General features: G+C 70.3%; 19 protein-coding genes and 1 tRNA gene. 12 read left to right on the top strand and 8 right to left on the bottom strand.

Translation table 11 applies throughout. The features are described 5' to 3' along the window. Positions 1 to 146: 146 nt before the first annotated feature. From pflB to ACZ7L7_RS23155, 3 genes are read left to right on the top strand one after another with little or no spacing between them, the layout of a single operon-like run. Positions 147 to 2,438 carry a formate C-acetyltransferase gene (gene pflB / locus ACZ7L7_RS23165; RefSeq protein ID WP_472076991.1) on the top strand — a complete coding sequence of 764 codons (2,292 nt, stop codon included), beginning with the start codon at positions 147 to 149 and terminating at the stop codon, positions 2,436 to 2,438. Between the two features lie 12 nt (positions 2,439 to 2,450). Further along, complete coding sequence (pflA, locus tag ACZ7L7_RS23160) at positions 2,451 to 3,284, top strand: pyruvate formate-lyase-activating protein (RefSeq protein WP_285515216.1); 834 nt, start codon at positions 2,451 to 2,453, stop codon at positions 3,282 to 3,284. A 52-nt stretch (positions 3,285 to 3,336) separates the two neighbouring features. Continuing rightward, entirely contained in the window at positions 3,337 to 3,519 is a 183-nt protein-coding gene (locus ACZ7L7_RS23155; protein ID WP_285515217.1) for a hypothetical protein, read from the top strand. Between the two features lie 49 nt (positions 3,520 to 3,568). On the opposite strand, the gene mscL is transcribed toward ACZ7L7_RS23155, so the two are convergent. From mscL to ACZ7L7_RS23125, 6 genes are all read right to left on the bottom strand, one after another. Continuing rightward, positions 3,569 to 4,048 (bottom strand): large conductance mechanosensitive channel protein MscL, encoded by a 480-nt coding sequence (gene mscL / locus ACZ7L7_RS23150; RefSeq protein WP_453603360.1) that lies wholly within the window; start codon positions 4,046 to 4,048, stop codon positions 3,569 to 3,571. A gap of 138 nt (positions 4,049 to 4,186) precedes the next feature. Further along, the gene (locus ACZ7L7_RS23145) at positions 4,187 to 4,750 is read right to left on the bottom strand and encodes a CpaB family protein (RefSeq protein WP_285515219.1); all 564 of its coding nucleotides are present in this window, start codon (positions 4,748 to 4,750) and stop codon (positions 4,187 to 4,189) included. A 177-nt stretch (positions 4,751 to 4,927) separates the two neighbouring features. After that, a complete protein-coding gene (locus ACZ7L7_RS23140; protein WP_453603358.1) occupies positions 4,928 to 5,761 on the bottom strand; it encodes an S-methyl-5'-thioadenosine phosphorylase in 834 nt (277 codons plus the stop codon). Between the two features lie 99 nt (positions 5,762 to 5,860). Continuing rightward, positions 5,861 to 6,151 (bottom strand): FmdB family zinc ribbon protein, encoded by a 291-nt coding sequence (locus ACZ7L7_RS23135; protein WP_453603356.1) that lies wholly within the window; start codon positions 6,149 to 6,151, stop codon positions 5,861 to 5,863. Between the two features lie 67 nt (positions 6,152 to 6,218). Next, positions 6,219 to 7,511 (bottom strand): MFS transporter, encoded by a 1,293-nt coding sequence (locus ACZ7L7_RS23130; protein WP_285515222.1) that lies wholly within the window; start codon positions 7,509 to 7,511, stop codon positions 6,219 to 6,221. Between the two features lie 410 nt (positions 7,512 to 7,921). Beyond that, the gene (locus tag ACZ7L7_RS23125) at positions 7,922 to 9,514 is read right to left on the bottom strand and encodes a potassium/proton antiporter (RefSeq protein WP_472076988.1); all 1,593 of its coding nucleotides are present in this window, start codon (positions 9,512 to 9,514) and stop codon (positions 7,922 to 7,924) included. Between the two features lie 206 nt (positions 9,515 to 9,720). Here ACZ7L7_RS23125 and ACZ7L7_RS23120 point away from each other — a divergent pair, with 206 nt between their 5' ends. Next, positions 9,721 to 12,510: a penicillin acylase family protein gene (locus ACZ7L7_RS23120; protein ID WP_472076986.1), complete on the top strand. Its 2,790-nt coding sequence runs from the start codon at positions 9,721 to 9,723 to the stop codon at positions 12,508 to 12,510. A gap of 110 nt (positions 12,511 to 12,620) precedes the next feature. Here ACZ7L7_RS23120 and ACZ7L7_RS23115 read toward each other — a convergent pair whose 3' ends face one another. Beyond that, the gene (locus ACZ7L7_RS23115) at positions 12,621 to 13,241 is read right to left on the bottom strand and encodes a 5-formyltetrahydrofolate cyclo-ligase (RefSeq protein ID WP_285515225.1); all 621 of its coding nucleotides are present in this window, start codon (positions 13,239 to 13,241) and stop codon (positions 12,621 to 12,623) included. A 93-nt stretch (positions 13,242 to 13,334) separates the two neighbouring features. On the opposite strand from ACZ7L7_RS23115, the gene galU reads away from it, so the two are divergent. From galU to ACZ7L7_RS23075, 8 genes are all read left to right on the top strand, one after another. Next, a complete protein-coding gene (galU, locus tag ACZ7L7_RS23110) occupies positions 13,335 to 14,237 on the top strand; it encodes a UTP--glucose-1-phosphate uridylyltransferase GalU (protein WP_285515226.1) in 903 nt (300 codons plus the stop codon). Between the two features lie 5 nt (positions 14,238 to 14,242). After that, positions 14,243 to 15,562 carry a molybdotransferase-like divisome protein Glp gene (gene glp, locus ACZ7L7_RS23105; RefSeq protein WP_285515227.1) on the top strand — a complete coding sequence of 440 codons (1,320 nt, stop codon included), beginning with the start codon at positions 14,243 to 14,245 and terminating at the stop codon, positions 15,560 to 15,562. A 129-nt stretch (positions 15,563 to 15,691) separates the two neighbouring features. Then, positions 15,692 to 16,171: a cyclic pyranopterin monophosphate synthase MoaC gene (gene moaC, locus ACZ7L7_RS23100; RefSeq protein ID WP_055615846.1), complete on the top strand. Its 480-nt coding sequence runs from the start codon at positions 15,692 to 15,694 to the stop codon at positions 16,169 to 16,171. Then, on the top strand, positions 16,168 to 16,683 hold the full coding sequence (locus ACZ7L7_RS23095) for a MogA/MoaB family molybdenum cofactor biosynthesis protein (protein ID WP_453603352.1): 516 nt from the start codon (positions 16,168 to 16,170) through the stop codon (positions 16,681 to 16,683). The genes moaC and ACZ7L7_RS23095 overlap by 4 nt, the downstream gene beginning before the upstream one ends. 20 nt (positions 16,684 to 16,703) lie before the next feature. Further along, positions 16,704 to 17,348 carry a GNAT family N-acetyltransferase gene (locus ACZ7L7_RS23090; RefSeq protein WP_472076983.1) on the top strand — a complete coding sequence of 215 codons (645 nt, stop codon included), beginning with the start codon at positions 16,704 to 16,706 and terminating at the stop codon, positions 17,346 to 17,348. A gap of 195 nt (positions 17,349 to 17,543) precedes the next feature. Beyond that, positions 17,544 to 18,773 carry a divisome protein SepX/GlpR gene (gene sepX, locus ACZ7L7_RS23085; protein ID WP_471592361.1) on the top strand — a complete coding sequence of 410 codons (1,230 nt, stop codon included), beginning with the start codon at positions 17,544 to 17,546 and terminating at the stop codon, positions 18,771 to 18,773. Between the two features lie 123 nt (positions 18,774 to 18,896). Further along, a tRNA-Ala gene (locus ACZ7L7_RS23080) sits at positions 18,897 to 18,970 on the top strand. A gap of 97 nt (positions 18,971 to 19,067) precedes the next feature. Then, positions 19,068 to 19,343 carry a hypothetical protein gene (locus tag ACZ7L7_RS23075; protein ID WP_285515231.1) on the top strand — a complete coding sequence of 92 codons (276 nt, stop codon included), beginning with the start codon at positions 19,068 to 19,070 and terminating at the stop codon, positions 19,341 to 19,343. Positions 19,344 to 19,379: 36 nt separating this feature from the next. Here ACZ7L7_RS23075 and ACZ7L7_RS23070 read toward each other — a convergent pair whose 3' ends face one another. Continuing rightward, complete coding sequence (locus ACZ7L7_RS23070) at positions 19,380 to 19,862, bottom strand: GNAT family N-acetyltransferase (RefSeq protein ID WP_472076981.1); 483 nt, start codon at positions 19,860 to 19,862, stop codon at positions 19,380 to 19,382. Positions 19,863 to 19,913 lie beyond the last annotated feature (51 nt).

The raw sequence follows: 19,913 nt of genomic DNA, 5'->3' as shown, positions 1-19,913 counted from the left end.
AGCCAGGCCGCCCCGCGCCCGCGCCGACCGGACCGCGCCCGTCCGGGACCTTCGGTCCGCAATCGAGGACCAACGCCGGGCCCGGCCCGCTCCGCGCGGGCGTGCAATGGAGATGTACCGGCGATGCCGAGTGAGAGGTGCCCGCCATGACTGCCCACCCTGTGGAGACTGCGACCACCACCCCTGCCGCACAGACGGTCCCTGAGACGGCGGCGGACGCCTGGTCCGGGTTCCGAGGCGGCCTGTGGCGCGACGCGATCGACGTGCGCGACTTCGTCCAGAGCAACTACACCCCGTACGAGGGCGACGGCTCCTTCCTCACCGGACCCACCGAGCGCACCACCAAGGTCTGGAACAAGCTCCTCGCGATGTTCCCCACCGAGATCGAGCGGGGCATCCACGACGTCGACGTCAGCATCCCCTCGCGCATCGACGCCTTCGCCCCCGGCTACATCGACCGCGACCTCGACCTGATCGTCGGTCTCCAGACCGACGCCCCCCTCAAGCGCGCCATCATGCCCAACGGCGGCTGGCGCATGGTCGAGAACGCCCTCAACGCCTACGGGTACGAGGCCGACCCCGCCGTCCGGGAGATCTACACCAAGCTCCGCAAGACCCACAACGACGGGGTCTTCGACGCCTACACACCCGAGATCCGCGCCTGCCGCTCCTCCGGCATCATCACCGGACTGCCCGACGCCTACGGCCGCGGCCGCATCATCGGCGACTACCGCCGCGTCGCCCTCTACGGTGTCGACCGGCTCATCGTCGCTAAGCGAGCGGACAAAAGCGCACTCGAAGTCGAGTGGCCGAGTGCGCAGGTGATCCAGGAACGCGAGGAAATCGCCGAGCAGATCCGGGCCCTCGACGAGCTCAAGGCCATGGCCCGCTCCTACGGCTACGACATCTCCGGCCCCGCCCGCACCGCCCGCGAGGCCATCCAGTGGCTCTACTTCGCCTACCTGGCCGCCGTCAAGGAGCAGAACGGCGCCGCCATGTCGATCGGCCGCATCGACGCCTTCCTCGACATCTACCTCCAGCGGGACATCGAGCGCGGGCTGCTCACCGAGTCCGAAGCCCAGGAACTCATCGACGACTTCGTCATCAAGCTGCGCATCGTCCGCTTCCTGCGCACCCCCGAGTACAACGAGCTCTACTCCGGCGACCCCACCTGGGTCACCTGGTCCATGGCCGGACTCGGCGTGGACGGGCGCCCGCTGGTCACCCGCACCACCTTCCGCGCCCTGAACACCCTCTACAACCTCGGCCCCGCCCCCGAGCCCAACCTCACCGTCTTCTGGTCGCCGCGCCTGCCCGAGGCGTTCAAGCGGTACGCCGCGAAGGTCGCCATCGACACCAGCGCCCTGCAGTTCGAGTCCGACGAGCTGATGCGCCCCAAGTACGGTGACGACACCGCCGTCGCCTGCTGTGTCTCCGCGATGGCGATGGGCCGGCAGATGCAGTTCTTCGGCGCCCGCGTCAATGTCGCCAAGGCCCTGCTGTACGCCATCAACGGCGGTCGCGACGAGGTCTCCGGCACGACGATCGTCGAGGGCTTCGAGCCGATCACCGACGAGTACCTCGACTACGACACCGTCCGCGCGCGTTACGACGCCATGCTCGACTGGCTGGCCAAGACCTACGTGCACGCCCTGAACGTCATCCACTACATGCACGACAAGTACGCCTACGAGCGCCTGGAGATGGCCCTGCACGACCGGCACATCCTGCGCACCATGGCGTGCGGCATCGCCGGCCTGTCGGTGGCCGCCGACTCCCTGTCCGCGATCAAGTACGCACGCGTGAAGGTGATCCGCGACGAGACCGGCCTCGCTGTCGACTACGTCGTCGAGGGCGACTACCCGGCTTACGGCAACAACGACGACCGGGCCGACGACATCGCGCGCGGCATCGTCCACGACTTCATGGAGAAGGTCCGCAGGCACCCGACGTACCGCGACGCGGTGCACACCCAGTCCGTCCTGACGATCACCTCGAACGTCGTCTACGGCAAGAAGACCGGCAACACCCCCGACGGCCGCCGCGCCGGCGCCCCCTTCGCACCGGGCGCCAACCCGATGAACGGCCGCGACGAGCACGGGTACATCGCCTCGGCGCTCTCCGTCGCCAAGCTCCCGTACGACGACGCGGAGGACGGCATCTCGCTCACCAACACCATTACCCCCGACGCCCTGGGCCGCACCGCCGAGGAACGCGTCAGCAACCTCGCGGGCGTCCTGGACGGCTACATGGCCAGCGGCGGCTTCCACATGAACGTCAACGTCCTCGACCGGGCGACCCTGGAGGACGCGATGGAGCACCCCGAGAAGTACCCGCAGCTGACCATCCGCGTCTCCGGGTACGCGGTCAACTTCATCCGCCTCACCCGTGAGCAGCAGCTCGACGTCATCAACCGCACCTTCCACGGCTCGTTGTAAAGGAGCCGGGCGATGACCACGCCTCTTACGTCCGCGCCGACCACGCCGACGCTTCCCGGGCCCGCCGCCCTGGCGGTGGGCCCGCGGACCCCGGCCGCGGCGGCCACCCGCCGCCCCGTCGTGGGGTCGGTCCACTCGTGGGACCTGTCGACCGGTGTCGACGGGCCCGGCACCCGCTTCGTCACCTTTCTGTCCGGCTGCCCCCTGACCTGCCTGTACTGCCAGAACCCCGACACCTGGCGCATGCGCGACGGCAAGCGCACCACCGCCGACGAGATCGTCGCCGAGGCGGCCAAGTACACGCGGTTCATCGCGGCCGCCGGCGGGGGCACCACCATCAGTGGGGGAGAGCCGCTGCTCCAGCCGGTGTTCACCGGCGAGCTGCTGCACCGCTTCAAGCACGAACTCGGACTGCACACCGCCCTGGACACCTCCGGCTTCCTCGGCGTCCGGGCCACCGCCGCGCTGCTGCGCGACACCGACCTGGTTCTGCTCGACATCAAGTCCTGGGACCGTGCCACCTACCGCAAGGTCACCGGCCGCCCTCTCAAGCCCACCCTGGACTTCGCCCGGCGTCTGGCCGACCTCGGCAAGGAGGTCCACGTCCGGTTCGTGCTCGTGCCCGGCCTCACCGACGACCCCGCCAACATCGAGGGTGTCGCCGCGTTCGCCGCCTCGCTCGGCAACGTCACCCGCGTCGACGTCCTGCCCTTCCACAAGCTGGGCGAGGCCAAGTGGCAGGCCCTCGGCCGCCCCTTCGCCCTGCACGACACACCCTGCCCCACCCCCGAGCAGACCGCCCTGGCCAGGGACATCTTCGCGGAGCACGGCCTGTACGCGGTCTGAGTCCGAGCCCGGCCCACGACGGCCGTCGCCACCGGAGCCGTACCCTTGAGGCATGGACACCGCTCCGGACCTCGAGCCGCGCGAGCCGAAGGCCGCGCTGATCTTCGACGACCCGCTGGACCAGCAGTCCTTTGACGACACGGACCGCGGGTGGGGCGAGCGGCCGAGCGCCACCAGCGACAGCGCTGCCGACCTCAGGCGCTTCCTCGACGAGAAGCCGCCCCACCACCTCTGAGCCCGGCGGGCCCAGCGGGCACCCGCCCGCAGAGCCCCGTCGAGCGCCGCTACGACCCGTCGCGCCCGGCGCCGCGCTGCGCGACCAGCTCGTCGCGGATCTCCTTCAGCACCTCCAGCTCGGTCACCTCGATGACCTCGTGGGTGCCTTCCTTCGCCTTCCGCCGGGCCTCCTGGTGCGCCAGGTACTTCGACATCGGCAGGACCATCAGGAAGTACACCACCGCCGCGGTGATCACGAAGCTGAGCGTCGCTCCCAGCACGGAGCCCCAGAGGATCATGACGCCCGTGGAGACCGTGCCGTCCGCGGCCTTCTCGCAGGGGCCCTTCAGACACGAGGCGTAGCTGTCGAGGTTCTTCGTCCCGATGGCCCCGACCAGCGGGTTGATGACTCCCCTCACCACCGAGTTCACGATGTTCGTGAAGGCGGCGCCGATGACCACCGCTACTGCCAGGTCGACGACGTTCCCGCGCATCAGGAAGGCCTTGAAGCCGTCCAGGACGCCCGGTTCCTTCTTCTTCTCGCTCACCTCGGGGACTCTCCTCGCACGCGCCGGTTGTGGAATGGGACGGTCCGAAACCTACGGCAGAGTTGGGCCGTCCTGTCCAATCCGGTCCCGCGAACGAGCGACTTGACAGGAGGTCGCGCACCAGGCGGAATACGCGGCTCAGCACAGCGTCACCGCCAGCCGAGCCATCGCGCTCGCGCCCACCAGCCGCGCCGCCATGGACCTCGGCACCGTGAGCACGATCAACGCGCCACTGTCGACGGACTCGTCCACAGCCTCGGGCACCTTCGTCACCCGTACCCCGCGCGCGACCACGCGCGCGTCCCCGCCCGACGCCGAGTCCTCGGCCGCGATGACGTCCACCCGGTCGCCGGGCCGCAACAGCCGCACCGTCGCCGCGTCGGCGATCCGTACCGGAGCCGTCACCATCTCGACGGCGCGCCGCTCGCGTGGCGGCTCACCCTCCGGGTGCCCGCGTGCCCGGTCGGTGTCCTGAGGGCCCGCCGCAACCAGCGCCGCCGCTGTGACCGCCAGCCCCGCGGCGACCGCTCGCCGCCGGTGCCGTGCGAGACATCCGGCGAACCGTCCGCCCCGTACCCGGATCGGCGCGAAATGCGGCACCTCGCAGGTCGGAGGCGCGTCCGTGCCGAGCGGGCGCGGAGAGGGAATCGACGCGGACGGGGGGGAGAAAGGGGACGGAGTCGGTGTCGGACCGAAGGACATGAGGAACCACCACCTGCCATGAGACAACGGCTTGCGAGGCCCACGATGGGGCTTCGCGCCGCTGCCCGCTGAGGCAGGTGGACAACCGCGGGGCTGTGGAAAACTCCCTCACCCGAACGGGCAGTTCCACCTCGGGGCGAGCCTGCCCCGTATCCACAGGAGTCCGGCCCACCCGCTCTACGGCAGCTCGAACCCGGGGTCCATCCCGCCGAGCGCCGACGTGCACAGGCAGTCCCGCTCCTCGTTCGAGGGCAGCGCGGCCACCGCGTCGAACAGCACGCCCCGCAGCCGGTCCACGTTCGCGGCGAATACCCGCAGCACCTCGTCGTGCGAGACGCCCTCGCCGGTCTCGGCGCCCGCGTCGAGGTCGGTGACCAGCGTCATCGACGTGTAGCAGAGTTCGAGTTCACGGGCGAGCGCCGCCTCGGGATGACCGGTCATGCCCACCACGGCCCAGCCCTGGGCCTGGTGCCACAACGATTCGGCGCGGGTGGAGAAGCGCGGCCCCTCGATCACGACCAACGTGCCGCCGTCCACCGGCTCCCAGTCCCGCCCGCGCGCCGCCTTTAGCGCGGCGGCCCGTCCGGTCGGGCAGTAGGGGTCGGCCAGCGACACGTGCACCACGTTCGGCACGGTGCCGTCGGGCAGCGGCAGCCCGTCGAAATACGACCCCGCCCGGGACTTCGTACGGTCGACCAGCTGATCCGGCACGAGCAGCGTGCCCGGACCGTCCTCGGGACGCAGACCGCCCACCGCGCACGGGCCGAGGACCTGGCGCACGCCCACCGAGCGCAGCGCCCACAGGTTGGCCCGGTAGTTGATCCGGTGCGGCGGGAGATGGTGGCCGCGGCCGTGCCGGGGCAGGAACGCGACCCGACGGCCGGCGATCTCACCGAGGAAGAGGGAGTCGCTGGGCGGCCCGTAGGGGGTGTCCACCTGGATCTCGGTCACGTCCTCAAGGAACGAGTAGAAGCCGGAGCCGCCGATTACGCCGATCTCTGCGTTCGCCATGCGGTCACAGTATCCGGCCGCCGCCTGCGGCCGAGAGGGGCTCCGGGAAACACCGAGCACCCCGCCGTCGTACGACGGCGGGGTGCTCGGGAAGACGCGCTACGCGGCGGAGGTGCTGGTCGAGGTGCTGGAACTCGACGACTTCGAGTCCGAGGACGACGAGGAGGACGTCGACGACTTTGACGACGACGCCGGCGAGCTGCTCGACGAGGAGCCGCGGCTGTCGTTGCGGTAGAAGCCGGAGCCCTTGAAGACAATCCCGACCGCGGAGAACACCTTCTTCAGGCGGCCGTTGCAGCTGGGGCACTCGGTCAGGGCGTCGTCGGTGAACTTCTGCACCGCCTCGAGGCCCTCGCCGCACTCGGTGCACTGGTACTGGTAGGTCGGCACTGTCTTCCTCCTGGCACTCTCACTCAATGAGTGCTAACGAGCGTCCATAGTGACGTATTCCTTGGGATCAGTCCACCGTGACCGGCACGCGGTGACCGACGCCACGTGCGACGGTACGGCTGCGGGGGTGCGCGGTGAGCCGCGAGCGCAGCGCCAGGAGCGTGGCCAGGGCGAGCAGCGTGCCGCCCATCGGTACGAGGAATCCGGCTCCGTCCCAGAAGCGGTCCTCCAGCTGTCCGGCGACCGTGACGGCGGCAGCCTGGCCGAGCGCGACCGCGCCGGTCAGCCAGGTGAACGCCTCGGTGCGGGCGCCCGCCGGCACCAGCTTCTCCACCAGTGTGTAGCCGGTGATCAGCGCGGGAGCGATGCTCATGCCGACCAGGAGACCCAGTCCGGCCAGGACGAGTACCGAGTGCGCGGCCCACAGCCCGGACGCCGCGAGCGCGAGGGCCGCGTAGCCGAGGACGAGGCGCTGCTGCGGGGCGATCTTCCAGGCGATGGCGCCGCACGCGATGCCGGAGAGCATGTTGCCCGCGGCGAAGATGCCGTACAGGACGCCGTTCATGCCGGGCTCACCGATGGACTCGGTGAAGGCCGCCAGCGACACCTGCATGCCGCCGAAGACGGAACCGATGCCCAGGAAGGCCACGATCAGCACGCGCACGCCGGGCACGCGCAGGGCGGAAGCGTGCCTCACGCGCGCGTGCCCCTGCGGGGTCACCGAGGGCTGTGTGCTCCTCTGCGCGGCGAACAGCAGACCACCGACCAGCGTGAGGCCGGCCTCCGTCACCAGGCCGGCGGCCGGATCCACAGCCGTGCACAGCGCGGTGGCCAGGAGCGGGCCCACGACGAAGGTCAGTTCGTCGGTGACGGACTCGAAGGCCGCCGCGGTGGTCATCAAGGGCGAGTCCTGGAGCTTCACGCCCCAGCGGGCGCGGACCATCGGGCCGACCTGCGGGACGGACGCACCGGTGGGCACGGCCGCCGCGAACAGCGCCCACAGGGGCGCGTCCGCCAGCGCGAGCGCCGTCAGGGTCAGACCCGCCAGCGCGTGCACCAGCACACCGGGGATCAGGACGGCACGCTGCCCGTACCGGTCGGCGAGGCGTCCGCTGTAGGGCGCGAAGAGCGCCATCGACACGCCGGTGACGGCCGCGGCGGCGCCCGCCGCGCCGTACGAGCCGGTGGTGTGCTGGACGAGCAGCACGATGGAGATGGTCAGCATCGCGAACGGCTGACGCGCCGCGAAGCCGGGGAGCAGGAATGTCCAGGCGCCGCGTGTGCGCAGCAGCTGCCCGTATCCGGGGCGGGAGGAGGCCGACGAGGTCTTCGACGGCTCCGTGGTGACCGTGGACTCCACGGCCCGTGCCTTTCTGCCGCCTGGTAGCGCGCCCTGTGCGGGGGGCGCCGAGAGCTGTCCTCTTGCGCGGAACTGCGGTAGATACCGGCGCCTGCTGAGGAGGGCGTTCCGGCCGCCATACGGTCGCGCCAGCTCTGCGTCAGGCAGAGTTGGTTCGATCAGGGTGCGCCTTCATCGTACAGGGATCAAGGATGCAAGTGCCTGTGAAAACGAGCACCACAGCGCAGGTCGCCTGTGAATGAATGGGGTGTGAATGATACGAAACATGCCCTTAACGATCCGATGCGCCCGCGCCCACCTGACGCGGCCCGCGGTGGTTCACCGTGAGCGCCCGGCGCCCGCGCCCCGCGCCCCGGCGCGAGTCGCCCGCGCGAGCCCGCCGCGCATCGTCTACGCGCCGCATCCGCCCCTCAGTGGCGCGTCCGCCCCCCGGACCCCGCACCCGAGCCCCTGCCATTCCCGTTGGTGCCCAGCCACCCGGCCAGCTTGCCCCCGCGCGCCACGGCCCGCAGCCGCCGCTCCGCGGCGTCCCGCACCGGATCCGTGGCGACGACGAGCAGCTCGTCCCCGCGCCGCAGCATCGTGGCCGGCAGCGGCACGAACGATTTACCGTCCCGCACGACCAGGGTGACGGCGGACCCGGAGGGCAGCCGCAGCTCGCTGACCTCGACGCCGTGCATCTTGGACCCCTCGGGGATCACGAGCGACAGCAGATGCCCCCGAAGCCGTTCCAGCGGCGCCGACTCGATGCCCAGGTCGGATGCGGTCTCGGCGTCCTCGCCGAGCCGCAACTTGCGGGCGAGCCAGGGCAGGGTCGGCCCTTGGACGAGGGTGTAGACGACGACCAGGATGAAGACGATGTTGAAGATCCGCTGACTGTTGTCGACGCCGGCGACCATGGGGATGGTCGCCAGGACGATGGGGACGGCTCCGCGCAGGCCCGCCCACGACATGAGGGCCTGTTCCCGCCACGACACACGGAACGGCGTCAGGCAGAGCACCACGCTCAGCGGGCGGGCGACCATGGTCAGGGCCAGGCCGATGACGAGGGCGGGGAGGAAGTCGTCGCCCAGTTCGTGCGGGGTGACCAGGAGGCCGAGCAGGACGAACATGCCGATCTGAGCGATCCAGCCGAGCCCTTCGGCGAACCCGCGCGTGGCGGGCCAGTGGGGCAGTTTGGCGTTGCCCAGCACCATGGAGGCGAGGTACACCGCGAGGAAGCCGCTGCCGTGCGCCAGCGCGCCCGCCGCGTACGCGACGACGGCGATGGCCATGACGGCAATGGGGTAGAGGCCGGAGGCGGGCAGGGCCACGTGCCGCAGGCCCAGGGCGCCCAGCCAGCCCACCGCGAGGCCGATCGCGCAGCCGATGGCCAGCTCCAGCAGTATCTCGCCGACCAGCACGTACCAGTGCTCGACGGGACCGCTCTGCGAGAAGGCGACGACCAGGATGACCACGGGCGCGTCGTTGAAGCCGGACTCGGCCTCCAGCGTCCCCTTCACGCGTTGGGGCAGGGGGATCTTGCGCAGCACGGAGAAGACCGCGGCGGCGTCCGTGGAGGACACGACCGCGCCGACGATCAGCGCCTGACGCCACTCAAGACCGGTCAGATAGTGCGCCGCGGCGGCCGTGACCCCGACGCTCGCCGCGACACCCGCGAGCGCCAGCGCGCTGGCAGAGGGCAGCGACGGTTCGATCTCTTTCCACTTCGTGCTCAGACCACCCTCGGCCAGGATCACGACCAGAGCCGCGTACCCGATGACCTGCGTCAGCTCGGCATTGTCGAACTTGATGTTGGCGATGCCGTCCTGGCCCATCAGGACGCCGATGCCCAGATACACGAGCAGGCTGGGGAGCCCGCTGCGCGAGGAGATGCGGACCGCTGCGACGGCGATGAGCAGTACGAGCGAGCAGACGAGCAGGAGCTCATTGAGATGGTGGACTGTCAGCGGCCGTTCCCTTCCCTGGCTCTCGGCACGCGCGCGTGGGGCTCGCGTACACATAGGACACGAAGTAGCAGAACTCCGCACCCAACTACTTCGTTACCTTACCTAACTCTTGACGTTTTCTTGACGCTCGCCGGGGCATGATCGAACGCTCGTGCGCGCGGGTTCCCTACTCCGCGTCAAGTGGCACCAGGCCCTGCGCCTATGGTTGCTCCAGCACTCCAGGACCGCCTGCCGCTCGCGTTAGGACAGCAAGGACAGCGATGCCCCCCAACACCACCGCCTCCACGGGTCAGCAGCCCGGCAAGTCCGGCAGGAAGAAGGGGCGCAAAGCCCGTTTGATCGTCTTCGTCCTCGTGCTGGCCATCATCGGAGGCGTCGCGTACGGGGCGTACTGGTCCATCAGCACCGTGCGCGCCTCCTTCCCGCAGACCACGGGATCGATCACGATCGAAGACCTGTCGGGCGAGGTCGAGGTCAAGCGCGACGGCTACGGCATCCCGCAGATCTACGCCTCCACCGACGAGGACCTGTTCATGGCGCAGGGCTTCGTCCAGGCGCAGGACCGGTTCTACGAGATGGACGTGCGCCGTCACATGACCTCCGGGCGCCTGTCGGAGATGTTCGGCGAGAGCCAGATCGACAACGACGAGTTCCTGCGCACCCTGGGCTGGCACCGCATCGCCAAGGAGGAGTACGACAGCAAGCTGTCGGACGAGACCAAGAAGTACCTCCAGGCGTACAGCAAGGGCGTCAACGCCTACCTTGAGGGCAAGGAGGGCAAGGAGCTCTCGCTGGAGTACGCCGCCCTGGGTTTCGCCAACGACTACAAGCCCGCCGAGTGGACCCCGGTCGACTCCGTGGCGTGGCTGAAGGCGATGGCCTGGGACCTGCGCGGCAACATGGAGGACGAGATCGACCGCGCCCTGCTGACCAGCCGCCTGGGCCCGAAGCAGATCAAGGACCTCTACCCGCAGTACCCGTACGACCGCAACAAGGCGATCGTCCAGGAGGGCCAGCTCGACGAGCTCACCGGCACGTTCGGGCAGGGCGGCCAGACGGCCGGCGGGAGCGCGTCCACGGACGGCACCACGGCGGGCGGAACGACCGTCGAAGGCACCGGCACGGCCGGAACGTCCACCGACGGCACTTCAGGCCTCCAGAGCCAGCTCTCGGGCCTCTACAGCGTCCTTGAGGACCTTCCGACGGCCGTCGGCGTGAACGGCAACGGCATCGGCTCCAACTCCTGGGTCGTCTCCGGCGACCACACCATCAGTGGCAAGCCCCTGCTGGCCAATGACCCGCACCTGTCGGCCTCGTTGCCGTCCGTCTGGTACCAGATGGGCCTGCACTGCCGCAGTGTCTCCGACAAGTGCCAGTACGACGTCACGGGCTACACCTTTGCCGGTATGCCCGGTGTGATCATCGGCCACAACAAGAACATCTCCTGGGGCATGACCAACTCCGGCGTGGATGTCACCGACCTCTACCTGGAGAAGCTCACCGGCAGCGGCTACCTGTACGACAACAAGGTCAAGCCGTTCACCACGCGCGAGGAGACCATCAAGGTCGCCGGCGGTGAGTCCAAGACGATCGTCGTCCGCGAGACGAACAACGGCCCCCTGCTCTCCGACCGCAGCGACGAACTGGTGAGGGTCGGCAAGAAGGCCGAGGTCGACACCTCCGCCCCCGACCGCGGCGACGGCTACGGCATCTCGCTGCGCTGGACCGCCCTGGACCCGGGCACCTCCATGGACGCCGTCTTCGCCATGGACAAGGCCACGGACTGGAACGACTTCCGTGCCGCCGCAGCCCTGTTCGAGGTGCCCTCGCAGAACCTGATCTACGCCGACACCGAGGGTCACATCGGCTACACCCTGCCCGGGAAGATCCCCACCCGCGCGGAGGGCGTCGACGGCTCGATCCCGCAGCCCGGCTGGAACTCCAAGTACCGCTGGACCGGTTACATCCCGCAGAACAAGCTGCCCTTCGAACTCGACCCCGCGCGGGGGTACATCGTCACCGCCAACCAGGCCGTGATCGACAAGGACAAGTACCCCTACACGCTCACCACGGACTGGGGCTACGGCACGCGCAGCCAGCGCATCACCTCGCTGATCAAGTCGAAGATCGACGGCGGCGGCAAGATCTCCACCGACGACATGCGCCAGATGCAGCTCGACAACAGCAGCGAGATCGCCAAGCTGCTGGTGCCCCAGCTGTTGAAGATCGACATCGCCGACCCGGACGTCCGCGAGGCGCAGAAGCTGCTGGAGGGCTGGGACTACACCCAGGACGCCGACTCGGCGGCCGCCGCGTACTTCAACTCGGTCTGGCGCAACATCCTCAAGCTCGCCTTCGGCCACAAGCTGCCCAAGGAAGTCCGGGTCAAGGGGCAGTGCCTGTGGGTCGACCCGATCAACACCACCGGTCCCGCGGACGAGGCGGAGAAGGTCCGCGAATGCGGCCAGCGTGACGCCGAGCAGGCGCAGCCGGACGGCGGCGACCGCTGGTTCGAGGTCGTGCGCACCCTCATGGACGATGAGGACAGCGACTGGTGGAAGACGCCCAGGTCGGGCACGCGCCCCAAGGCCGACAACCGTGACCAGTTGTTCGAGCGCGCCATGATCGACGCCCGCTGGGAGCTGACCGCCAAGCTCGGCAAGGACATCGAGACCTGGAACTGGGGCCGACTGCACCGCCTGTTCCTGAAGAACCAGACCCTCGGTACCGAGGGCCCCGGTTTCCTCCAGTACGTCCTCAACCGCGGCCCCTGGAAGCTCAGCGGCGGCGAGGCCACGGTCAACGCCACGGGCTGGAACGCCGCCGGCGGCTACGGCGTGGTCTGGGTGCCGTCGATGCGCATGGTGGTCAACCTCGGCGACCTCGACAAGTCGAAGTGGATCAACCTGACGGGCGCATCCGGACACGCCTACAGCGCCCACTACACCGACCAGACCGACAAGTGGGCCGACGGCGAACTGCTCGACTGGTCGTTCACCAAGAACGCGGTGGACAAGAACACGAGCGACACGCTGGTGCTCCAGCCGTGAGCCGCTGACGGCACGAACGGCGAAGGGCCCTCCACGCGCGCGTGGAGGGCCCTTTCGCGGTGACGGGAGCGGCGGGGCGCGGAAGAGGTGGTGAAGGCGCGCTGTGCGACTCAGGCCGCGTGGAAGCGGTGCACACCCGACGGCGTCACCACCGCGTGCACCGGCCGGTCGTGCGCCTCGGCCGGAACACGCTCGACGACCTCCGTGTCGTACAGCAGCACCACCAGCGCGGGGTGGGCGCCCGCACGCTCCAGGCGCGCGAGCACGCGGTCGTACGAGCCGCCGCCGCGCCCCAGCCGCATGCCGCGCGCGTCCACCGCGAGCCCGGGCAGCAGCACCACGTCGGCGGTCGTCACGGCGTCCGGGCCGAGACGCTCGCCGGCCGGCTCGAAGAGAGCCATCTTGCCGCCGTGTTGGACCCGCGCGAGGGAGCCCTCGCCGGTGTACGCGCCCCAGTCGAGGTCGTTGTCGGGCAGGAGCGCGGGGAGCAGGACGCGCACGCCCCGCGCGCGCAGCGCGTCAAGGAGCGCGAGCGTGCCCGGCTCGCTCCCCACGGAGACGTACGCCGCCACCGTGCGCGCCTGCGCCAGTTCGGGCAGGAGGAGCGCGTGCTCGGCCAGCGCGCGCGCCGACCTGCGCACGTCATCGGCCGTCAACCTGCTTCTTACCGCGAGGATCTCTCGCCGCAACGTTCGCTTGTCAGGCTCGGCGGCACGTCCGATGTGAGGCATTGGTCGCACCCGTTCCCTTTCAATCCGCTCATATGAGAGCCAACTAACCGGAGCCACAGATTCCATACAAAGGCACCGGATAAGGTTGCCCGCATGACTCAGTCGCACCTTCGGATCAGCAAGGCTGTCATCCCCGCAGCAGGCCTCGGCACCCGGTTCCTGCCGGCCACCAAAGCCACTCCCAAAGAGATGCTGCCGGTCGTCGACAAGCCGGCGATCCAGTACGTGGTCGAGGAGGCCGTGTCCGCGGGCCTCGACGACGTCCTCATGATCACGGGCCGCAACAAGCGCCCCCTTGAGGACCACTTCGACCGCAACTACGAGCTGGAATCCGCGCTCGAAAAGAAGGGCGACGCCGAACGGCTCGCCAAGGTGCAGGAGTCGAGCGACCTGGCCACCATGCACTACGTACGCCAGGGCGACCCCAAGGGTCTCGGTCACGCGGTGCTCTGCGCCGCCCCGCACGTCGGCCACGAGCCCTTCGCCGTCCTCCTCGGCGACGACCTCATCGACCCGCGCGACCCTCTCCTCAAGCGCATGGTGGAGGTCCAGGAGCAGCGCGGCGGCAGCGTCATCGCGCTCATGGAGGTCGCCCCCGAGCAGATCCACCTCTACGGCTGCGCCGCCGTGGAGACCACCGAGGACGGCGACGTCGTCAAGGTGACCGGCCTGGTCGAGAAGCCCGACGCCGCGGACGCCCCGTCCAACTACGCGATCATCGGCCGCTACGTCCTCGACCCGCACATCTTCGACATACTGCGCAAGACCGAGCCCGGCCGCGGCGGCGAGATCCAGCTCACCGACGCCCTCCAGCAGCTCGCGGCGGACGAGAAGGTCGGCGGCCCGGTGCACGGCGTCGTCTTCAAGGGCCGCCGCTATGACACCGGTGACCGCGGCGACTACCTGCGTGCCATTGTCAGACTCGCATGCGAACGTGAAGACCTGGGCCCGGACTTCCGGACCTGGCTTCGCAGTTACGTAGCCGAGGAGATGTAGCCACATTGAGCAGCGCCGCCCGCACCGCCGGCCAGGACCACCTCTGGTCGGTGGACGAACACCTGGAGGACATCCTCGCGACCGTCCGCCCCCTCGAACCCATCGAGCTGCACCTGCTCGACGCCCAGGGCTGCGTCCTGGTCGACGACATCACGGTTCCGGTCTCCCTGCCACCGTTCGACAACAGCTCCATGGACGGCTACGCGGTACGGGTCGCCGATGTCGCGGGCGCCAGCGAGGAGTTCCCGGCGGTCCTGGAGGTCATCGGGGACGTCGCCGCGGGCCAGGCGGAGCTGCTCCAGGTGGGGCCCGGCCAGGCCGCGCGCATCATGACCGGCGCGCCCCTGCCGCCGGGCGCCGAGACGGTCGTCCCCGTGGAGTGGACCGACGGCGGACTCGGCGAGGGACCGGTGGCCGGGATGCGCGCGCGCAGCCTGGCCCCCGAGGGCGCCTCCGGACAGGTGCACGTGTACCGGCCGGCAGAGGCACGCGCGCACGTGCGCGCGAAGGGCAGCGACGTGAAGGCCGGTGACCGTGCCCTGGAGGCCGGCACCGTCCTGGGCCCGCCGCAGATCGCGCTGCTCGCAGCGATCGGCCGCGGCACCGTACGCGTGCGCCCGCGCCCGCGCGTGGTCGTGATGTCCACCGGCAGCGAACTCGTTCAGCCCGACGAGGAGTTGCGCAGCGGCCAGATCTACGACTCCAACAGCTTCGCGCTCACCGCGGCGGCCCGGGACGCGGGCGCGATCGCCTACCGCGTGGGCGCCGTTGCCGACGACGCCGACATCCTGCGCTCCACGATCGAGGACCAGCTGGTGCGCGCCGACCTCATGGTCACCACCGGCGGTGTGAGCGTCGGCGCCTACGACGTCGTCAAGGAGGCCCTGCAGTCCGTCGGCGACGAGGACGAAGCGGGCAGTGGCATCGAGTTCCGCAAGCTCGCCATGCAGCCAGGCAAGCCCCAGGGCTTCGGCTCCATCGGCCCCGACCACACCCCGCTGCTGGCCCTCCCGGGCAACCCGGTGTCGTCGTACGTCTCTTTCGAGCTGTTCGTACGTCCCGCGATCCGCACTCTGATGGGTCTGGAGGACGTCCACCGGCCGCGCACGACCGCCACCCTCAGGGCGGACAAGGCGCTGACCTCGCCGAAGGGGCGCAGGCAGTTCCTGCGCGGAAGCTACGCCGACGGCGCCGTGACCCCGGTCGGTGGTGCGGGATCGCACCTGGTCGCCGCCCTCGCACAGGCAGACGCGCTGATCGTCGTCCCCGAGGACACCGAGTCCGTCGAGCCCGGCACCGAGGTCGAGGTCGTCCTGCTCGGCTGAGCGCACGCGCGCGTGCCGCTCCGCGGGGAGGTCCTGCTCGGGTGCGCGCGCCGACTTGGCGGTACCGTGTCGCGCACAGCAGGCCCAGCGCCGCACCGCCGAGGGCCCGGACCGGGAGCGCCACACAGTATGAGTACGCAGGACCGACTGACGCACATCGACGAGGCGGGCGCCGCGCGCATGGTCGACGTATCGGAGAAGGACGTGACCGCGCGGACCGCGCGCGCCAGCGGACGCGTCCTGGTCTCGCCCCGGGTGATCGAACTGCTGCGCGGGGAGGGCGTCCCCAAGGGTGACGCCCTGGCCACTGCGCGGATCGCGGGCATCATGGGCGCCAAGCGCACCCCGGATCTGATCCCGCTGTGCCACCCGTTGTCGGTGTCGGGTGTGAAACTGGACCTGTCGGTCGCGGACGACGCCGTGGAGATCCTGGCCACGGTGAAGACCACGGACCGTACGGGCGTCGAGATGGAGGCCCTCACCGCGGTCTCCGTCGCCGCGCTCACCGTGATCGACATGGTCAAGGCGGTCGACAAGGGAGCGGTCATCACGGACGTACGCGTGGAGGAGAAGACGGGCGGCAAGTCGGGCGACTGGAGCCGGGCATGAGCGCCGGGATCCGTCGCGCGCTGGTCGTCACTGCCTCCAACCGCGCCTCCTCGGGGGTCTACGAGGACAAGGGCGGGCCACTCGTCGCCGACGGGCTGACGGGCCTCGGTTTCGCTGTCGAGGGACCGCAGGTCGTGCCCGACGGTGATCCCGTGGAGGCCGCGCTGAAGGCGGCTGTCGAGGCCGGGTACGACGTCGTCGTCACCACCGGCGGCACCGGCGTCTCACCCACCGACCGCACGCCCGAGGCGACCCGCAAGGTGATCGACTACGAGGTCCCCGGCATCGCGGAGGCCATCAGGGCGTACGGGCGCGAGAAGGTACCCACGGCCGCGCTCTCCCGGGGCCTGGCCGGGGTGGCGGGAGGCACGCTGATCGTCAACCTGCCGGGCTCCACCGGCGGGGTGAAGGACGGGCTCGCCGTCCTGGAGCCCCTGCTGGCGCATGCCGTCGACCAGATCCGCGGCGGGGATCACCCGAGACCCGGCGCCGGCAGTGGGGGTGCGAGCTGAACAGCCCATCCTGGCCCGTCGTGCTGGCGGACGGCGACGTCGTCCTCCGGCCGATAAAGCTGCGCGACCAGCGGGCCTGGCGCGAGGTCAACCGGCGCAACCGGGACTGGCTGCGCCCTTGGGAGGCGACGATTCCGCCGCCCACGCCGAGCGGGCCGATCGCGCACCGGCCGACCTACCGGCAGATGGTCCGGCACTTGCGTTCCGAGGCGAACGCGGGGCGCATGCTGCCGTTCGTCATCGAGTACCAGGGGAGGCTGGTCGGGCAGTTGACGGTCGCCGGGATCACCTGGGGCTCGATGTGCTCGGGGCACGTCGGGTACTGGGTGGACGAGGCGGTGGCAGGCCGTGGCGTGATGCCGACGGCCGTGGCACTCGTCGTGGACCACTGTTTCCGGACCGTCGGACTGCACCGCATCGAGGTGTGCATTCGTCCGGAGAACGGGCCGAGCCGCCGGGTGGTGGAGAAACTCGGATTCCGTGAGGAGGGGCTGCGGCCCCGTTATCTCCACATCGACGGGGCCTGGCGCGACCATCTTGTGTTCGCGCTCACAGCGGAAGAGGTCCCGGACGGGTTGCTGAACCGCTGGCACCGGGCACACTCCCGGGGGAGGTCCGCCGAGGGGCCGAGGAACGCGCAGAACACGCCGGGGAATTCCGCATAGTCCGGTGGGGCCGGGAGAATTGAATAAATGTTCGAAATTGATCGCCCCGTGACCGGCTCAGGAGCCTGAATTCCCACCCTTCGTGACCGGTTGATCGCATCGGTCACAAGAAATTTTCGAAATATCAGCCAGATCGTGCGACACACCGGCGCAATTGGCAGATGGCCTCACGCAAACCCCTCTACCGTGTGAGGCGTGAGCAGCAGCGGCCTCATCTACGCAGCCATTGTCGGGGCCTGGGCCGCCTACTTGGTGCCGATGTGGCTCCGTAGGCAGGACGAACTCAACGAGGCTCGTCCGACGGAACGCTTCAGCACAGCCATCCGGTTGCTGTCCGGACGGGCGGGGATGGAGCGCCGGTACGCCAAGGACCTGCGCGCCCGCTCCGCCGACGAGGGGGAGCCCGGCGCCGACGACCCGGACGGCGTCACCGAATCGGTGGACGTCCGGGCCTTCGCCGTGCCTCCGACCCGTCCACAGACGGTGTCCGCGCGGGTGGAGGAAGAGGAACGCTCCGAAGCGGCGCGCCCACGCGTGCACGCGCCGGGGTCCGACTCCGCGCCCGCACCCGCGCAGAAGTCACGGAACCCGCAGGCGGCGCGGAAGGCAGTACCCGCCGCCCGGCGCGCGCGTCCCGCTGCCGCCGCGGAGGCGGCCGCAGCGCGGGCCCGGCGCACGAAGGTGCTCGCGCGCCGTCGGCGCACGACCGTGGTGCTCTTCCTCGCCTTCACGCTGGGTGCGATCGTCGCCGCCGTCGGAGGGCTCGCGTTCCTGTGGGCGCCCGGAGTGCCCGCCGTGCTGCTCAGCGCGTACATCGCCTACCTGCGCTCCCAGGAGCGCCGCCGCTTCGCCTACCAGATGGACCGCCGGCGCGCCGAAGTGGCGGCGCAACAGCTCAGGGAGCGTGCGCGCCAGCCGCGCAGGCGCGGGCCGGTCGACGCCGCCGCGGACGCCGAGGAGCCCGACCAAGGCCCCGAACCGCAGAGCGACCCGGGCCTGGAGGCGCTCGCTGCGGACCGGCGCGCGTTGGTCGAGCAGACCGACCACGCCGAGTGGGTCGACCAGCAGCGTGAGCGTCAGCGGCGGCCGGGGCAGGGCGAGAGCTGGGACCCGGTGCCGGTGCCGCTGCCGACGTACGTGACCGCGCCGGTCGCGCCGCGGGCAACCGCCGACGTGGACCTGGAGGCGCCCGACGCGTGGAGTTCGGCGCGCTCCAGCGCCGTCGCGCCGGAGCAGGACTCCGTCGAGGCGCGCACGGGCGGCGCCGAGCCGGCGGACGCGGACGACAGCGCGGACACGACCGACGGCGGCGGGCGCAGCGACGCCCGCCGGGCAGCCTCCGCGCGGCGGGCGCGGGAGCGCGGGCGTACGCCGTTGTTCGACCAGTACGAGGACGGCGGCCGCCCGCGGGCGGCCAACGAGTAGGAGCGGTCCGCCCCGTCCGCGCGGCGGACCTCACAGGCGCCCCACCTGCAACGGGTCGCGGCCCCGGCGAGGAACGGATTTCCAAGCGGGCGGATCGGGATGCTAGAGTTTCACTCGTTGCAAGGGCCTGTGGCGCAGTCCGGTAGCGCACCTCGTTCGCATCGAGGGGGCCAGGGGTTCAAATCCCCTCAGGTCCACGCAGCTCGAAGCCCCGGTAGGGAATATCCCGACCGGGGCTTCGGCATGTTGCCTCAACTCCCGTTCTTTTCTCCACCCGTGGAGAGGCGCCTCTTTATGCCCGTCGCAGTCGCCGCCCTGGGGATCACGATCTTCTGTCTCGCCCTGCGGCTGACGGTCATCGTCGCCCGGACGCGGGATCTGCCCGCGTGGCGCAGGTATCTCCCGCTGGCGCTCCTTCTGATCGCGGGCGCCGCGAGCCTGTTGCGGGCCTTCGGCATTCCGCAGATCGCCGAGGCCGTCTCCTTCCCCTTCAACCTGGCCGCCGTCGTGCTGGCGCTGCGGGAGGTCCGTGCCCGGCGTGGCATGCGCGCCGGGCTCCGCGCTGACTGAACAGCCGCCGGGGCGGGGGCGGGTGAGGCCCGTCGCTCAGGGGTTGAGCGGCTTGGCGTAGCAGAGGCTCAGTTCGTGGAAGCGGTAGTAGCCGAACTTCGCGCACGGTTCGTAGCCGCTGGACTCGTACAGGGCGACGGCCTCCGGCTGCTTGGCGCCGGTCTCCAGGACCATGCGGACGCGGCCGGCGGTGCGGGCGTCCTTCTCCAGCGCGGCCAGGATCCGTCGCGCGAGGCCGCGGCCGCGCATGGCGTCGATCACATACATTCGCTTCAGTTCGGCGTCGCCGTCCAGGTTGCCCTCGCCGTTCGCGTCGCGGGCGCGCCAGCCGCCGGAGGCGACCGGGGTGCCGTCCTCGTCGTAGGCGATGAGGTACACGCCGTTCGGCGGCTCGAAGTCCTCCGCGGCCATGACCGTGGCGTCGCCGTCGTCCCCGTAGCGGACGGCGTACTCCGCCTGCACGGCGTCGTTGAGCTTGACGGCGGCGGGGTGGTCGAAGGAGACACGACGTATGTACATGCAGGTAACCGTACAGTCGTAAGCAGTCGGAATCTGGACTCGGTCCAGTTC

This window comes from Streptomyces sp. NPDC110618 (genome assembly GCF_055657065.1).
This window is presented reverse-complemented; position numbering and strand designations above follow the sequence as displayed.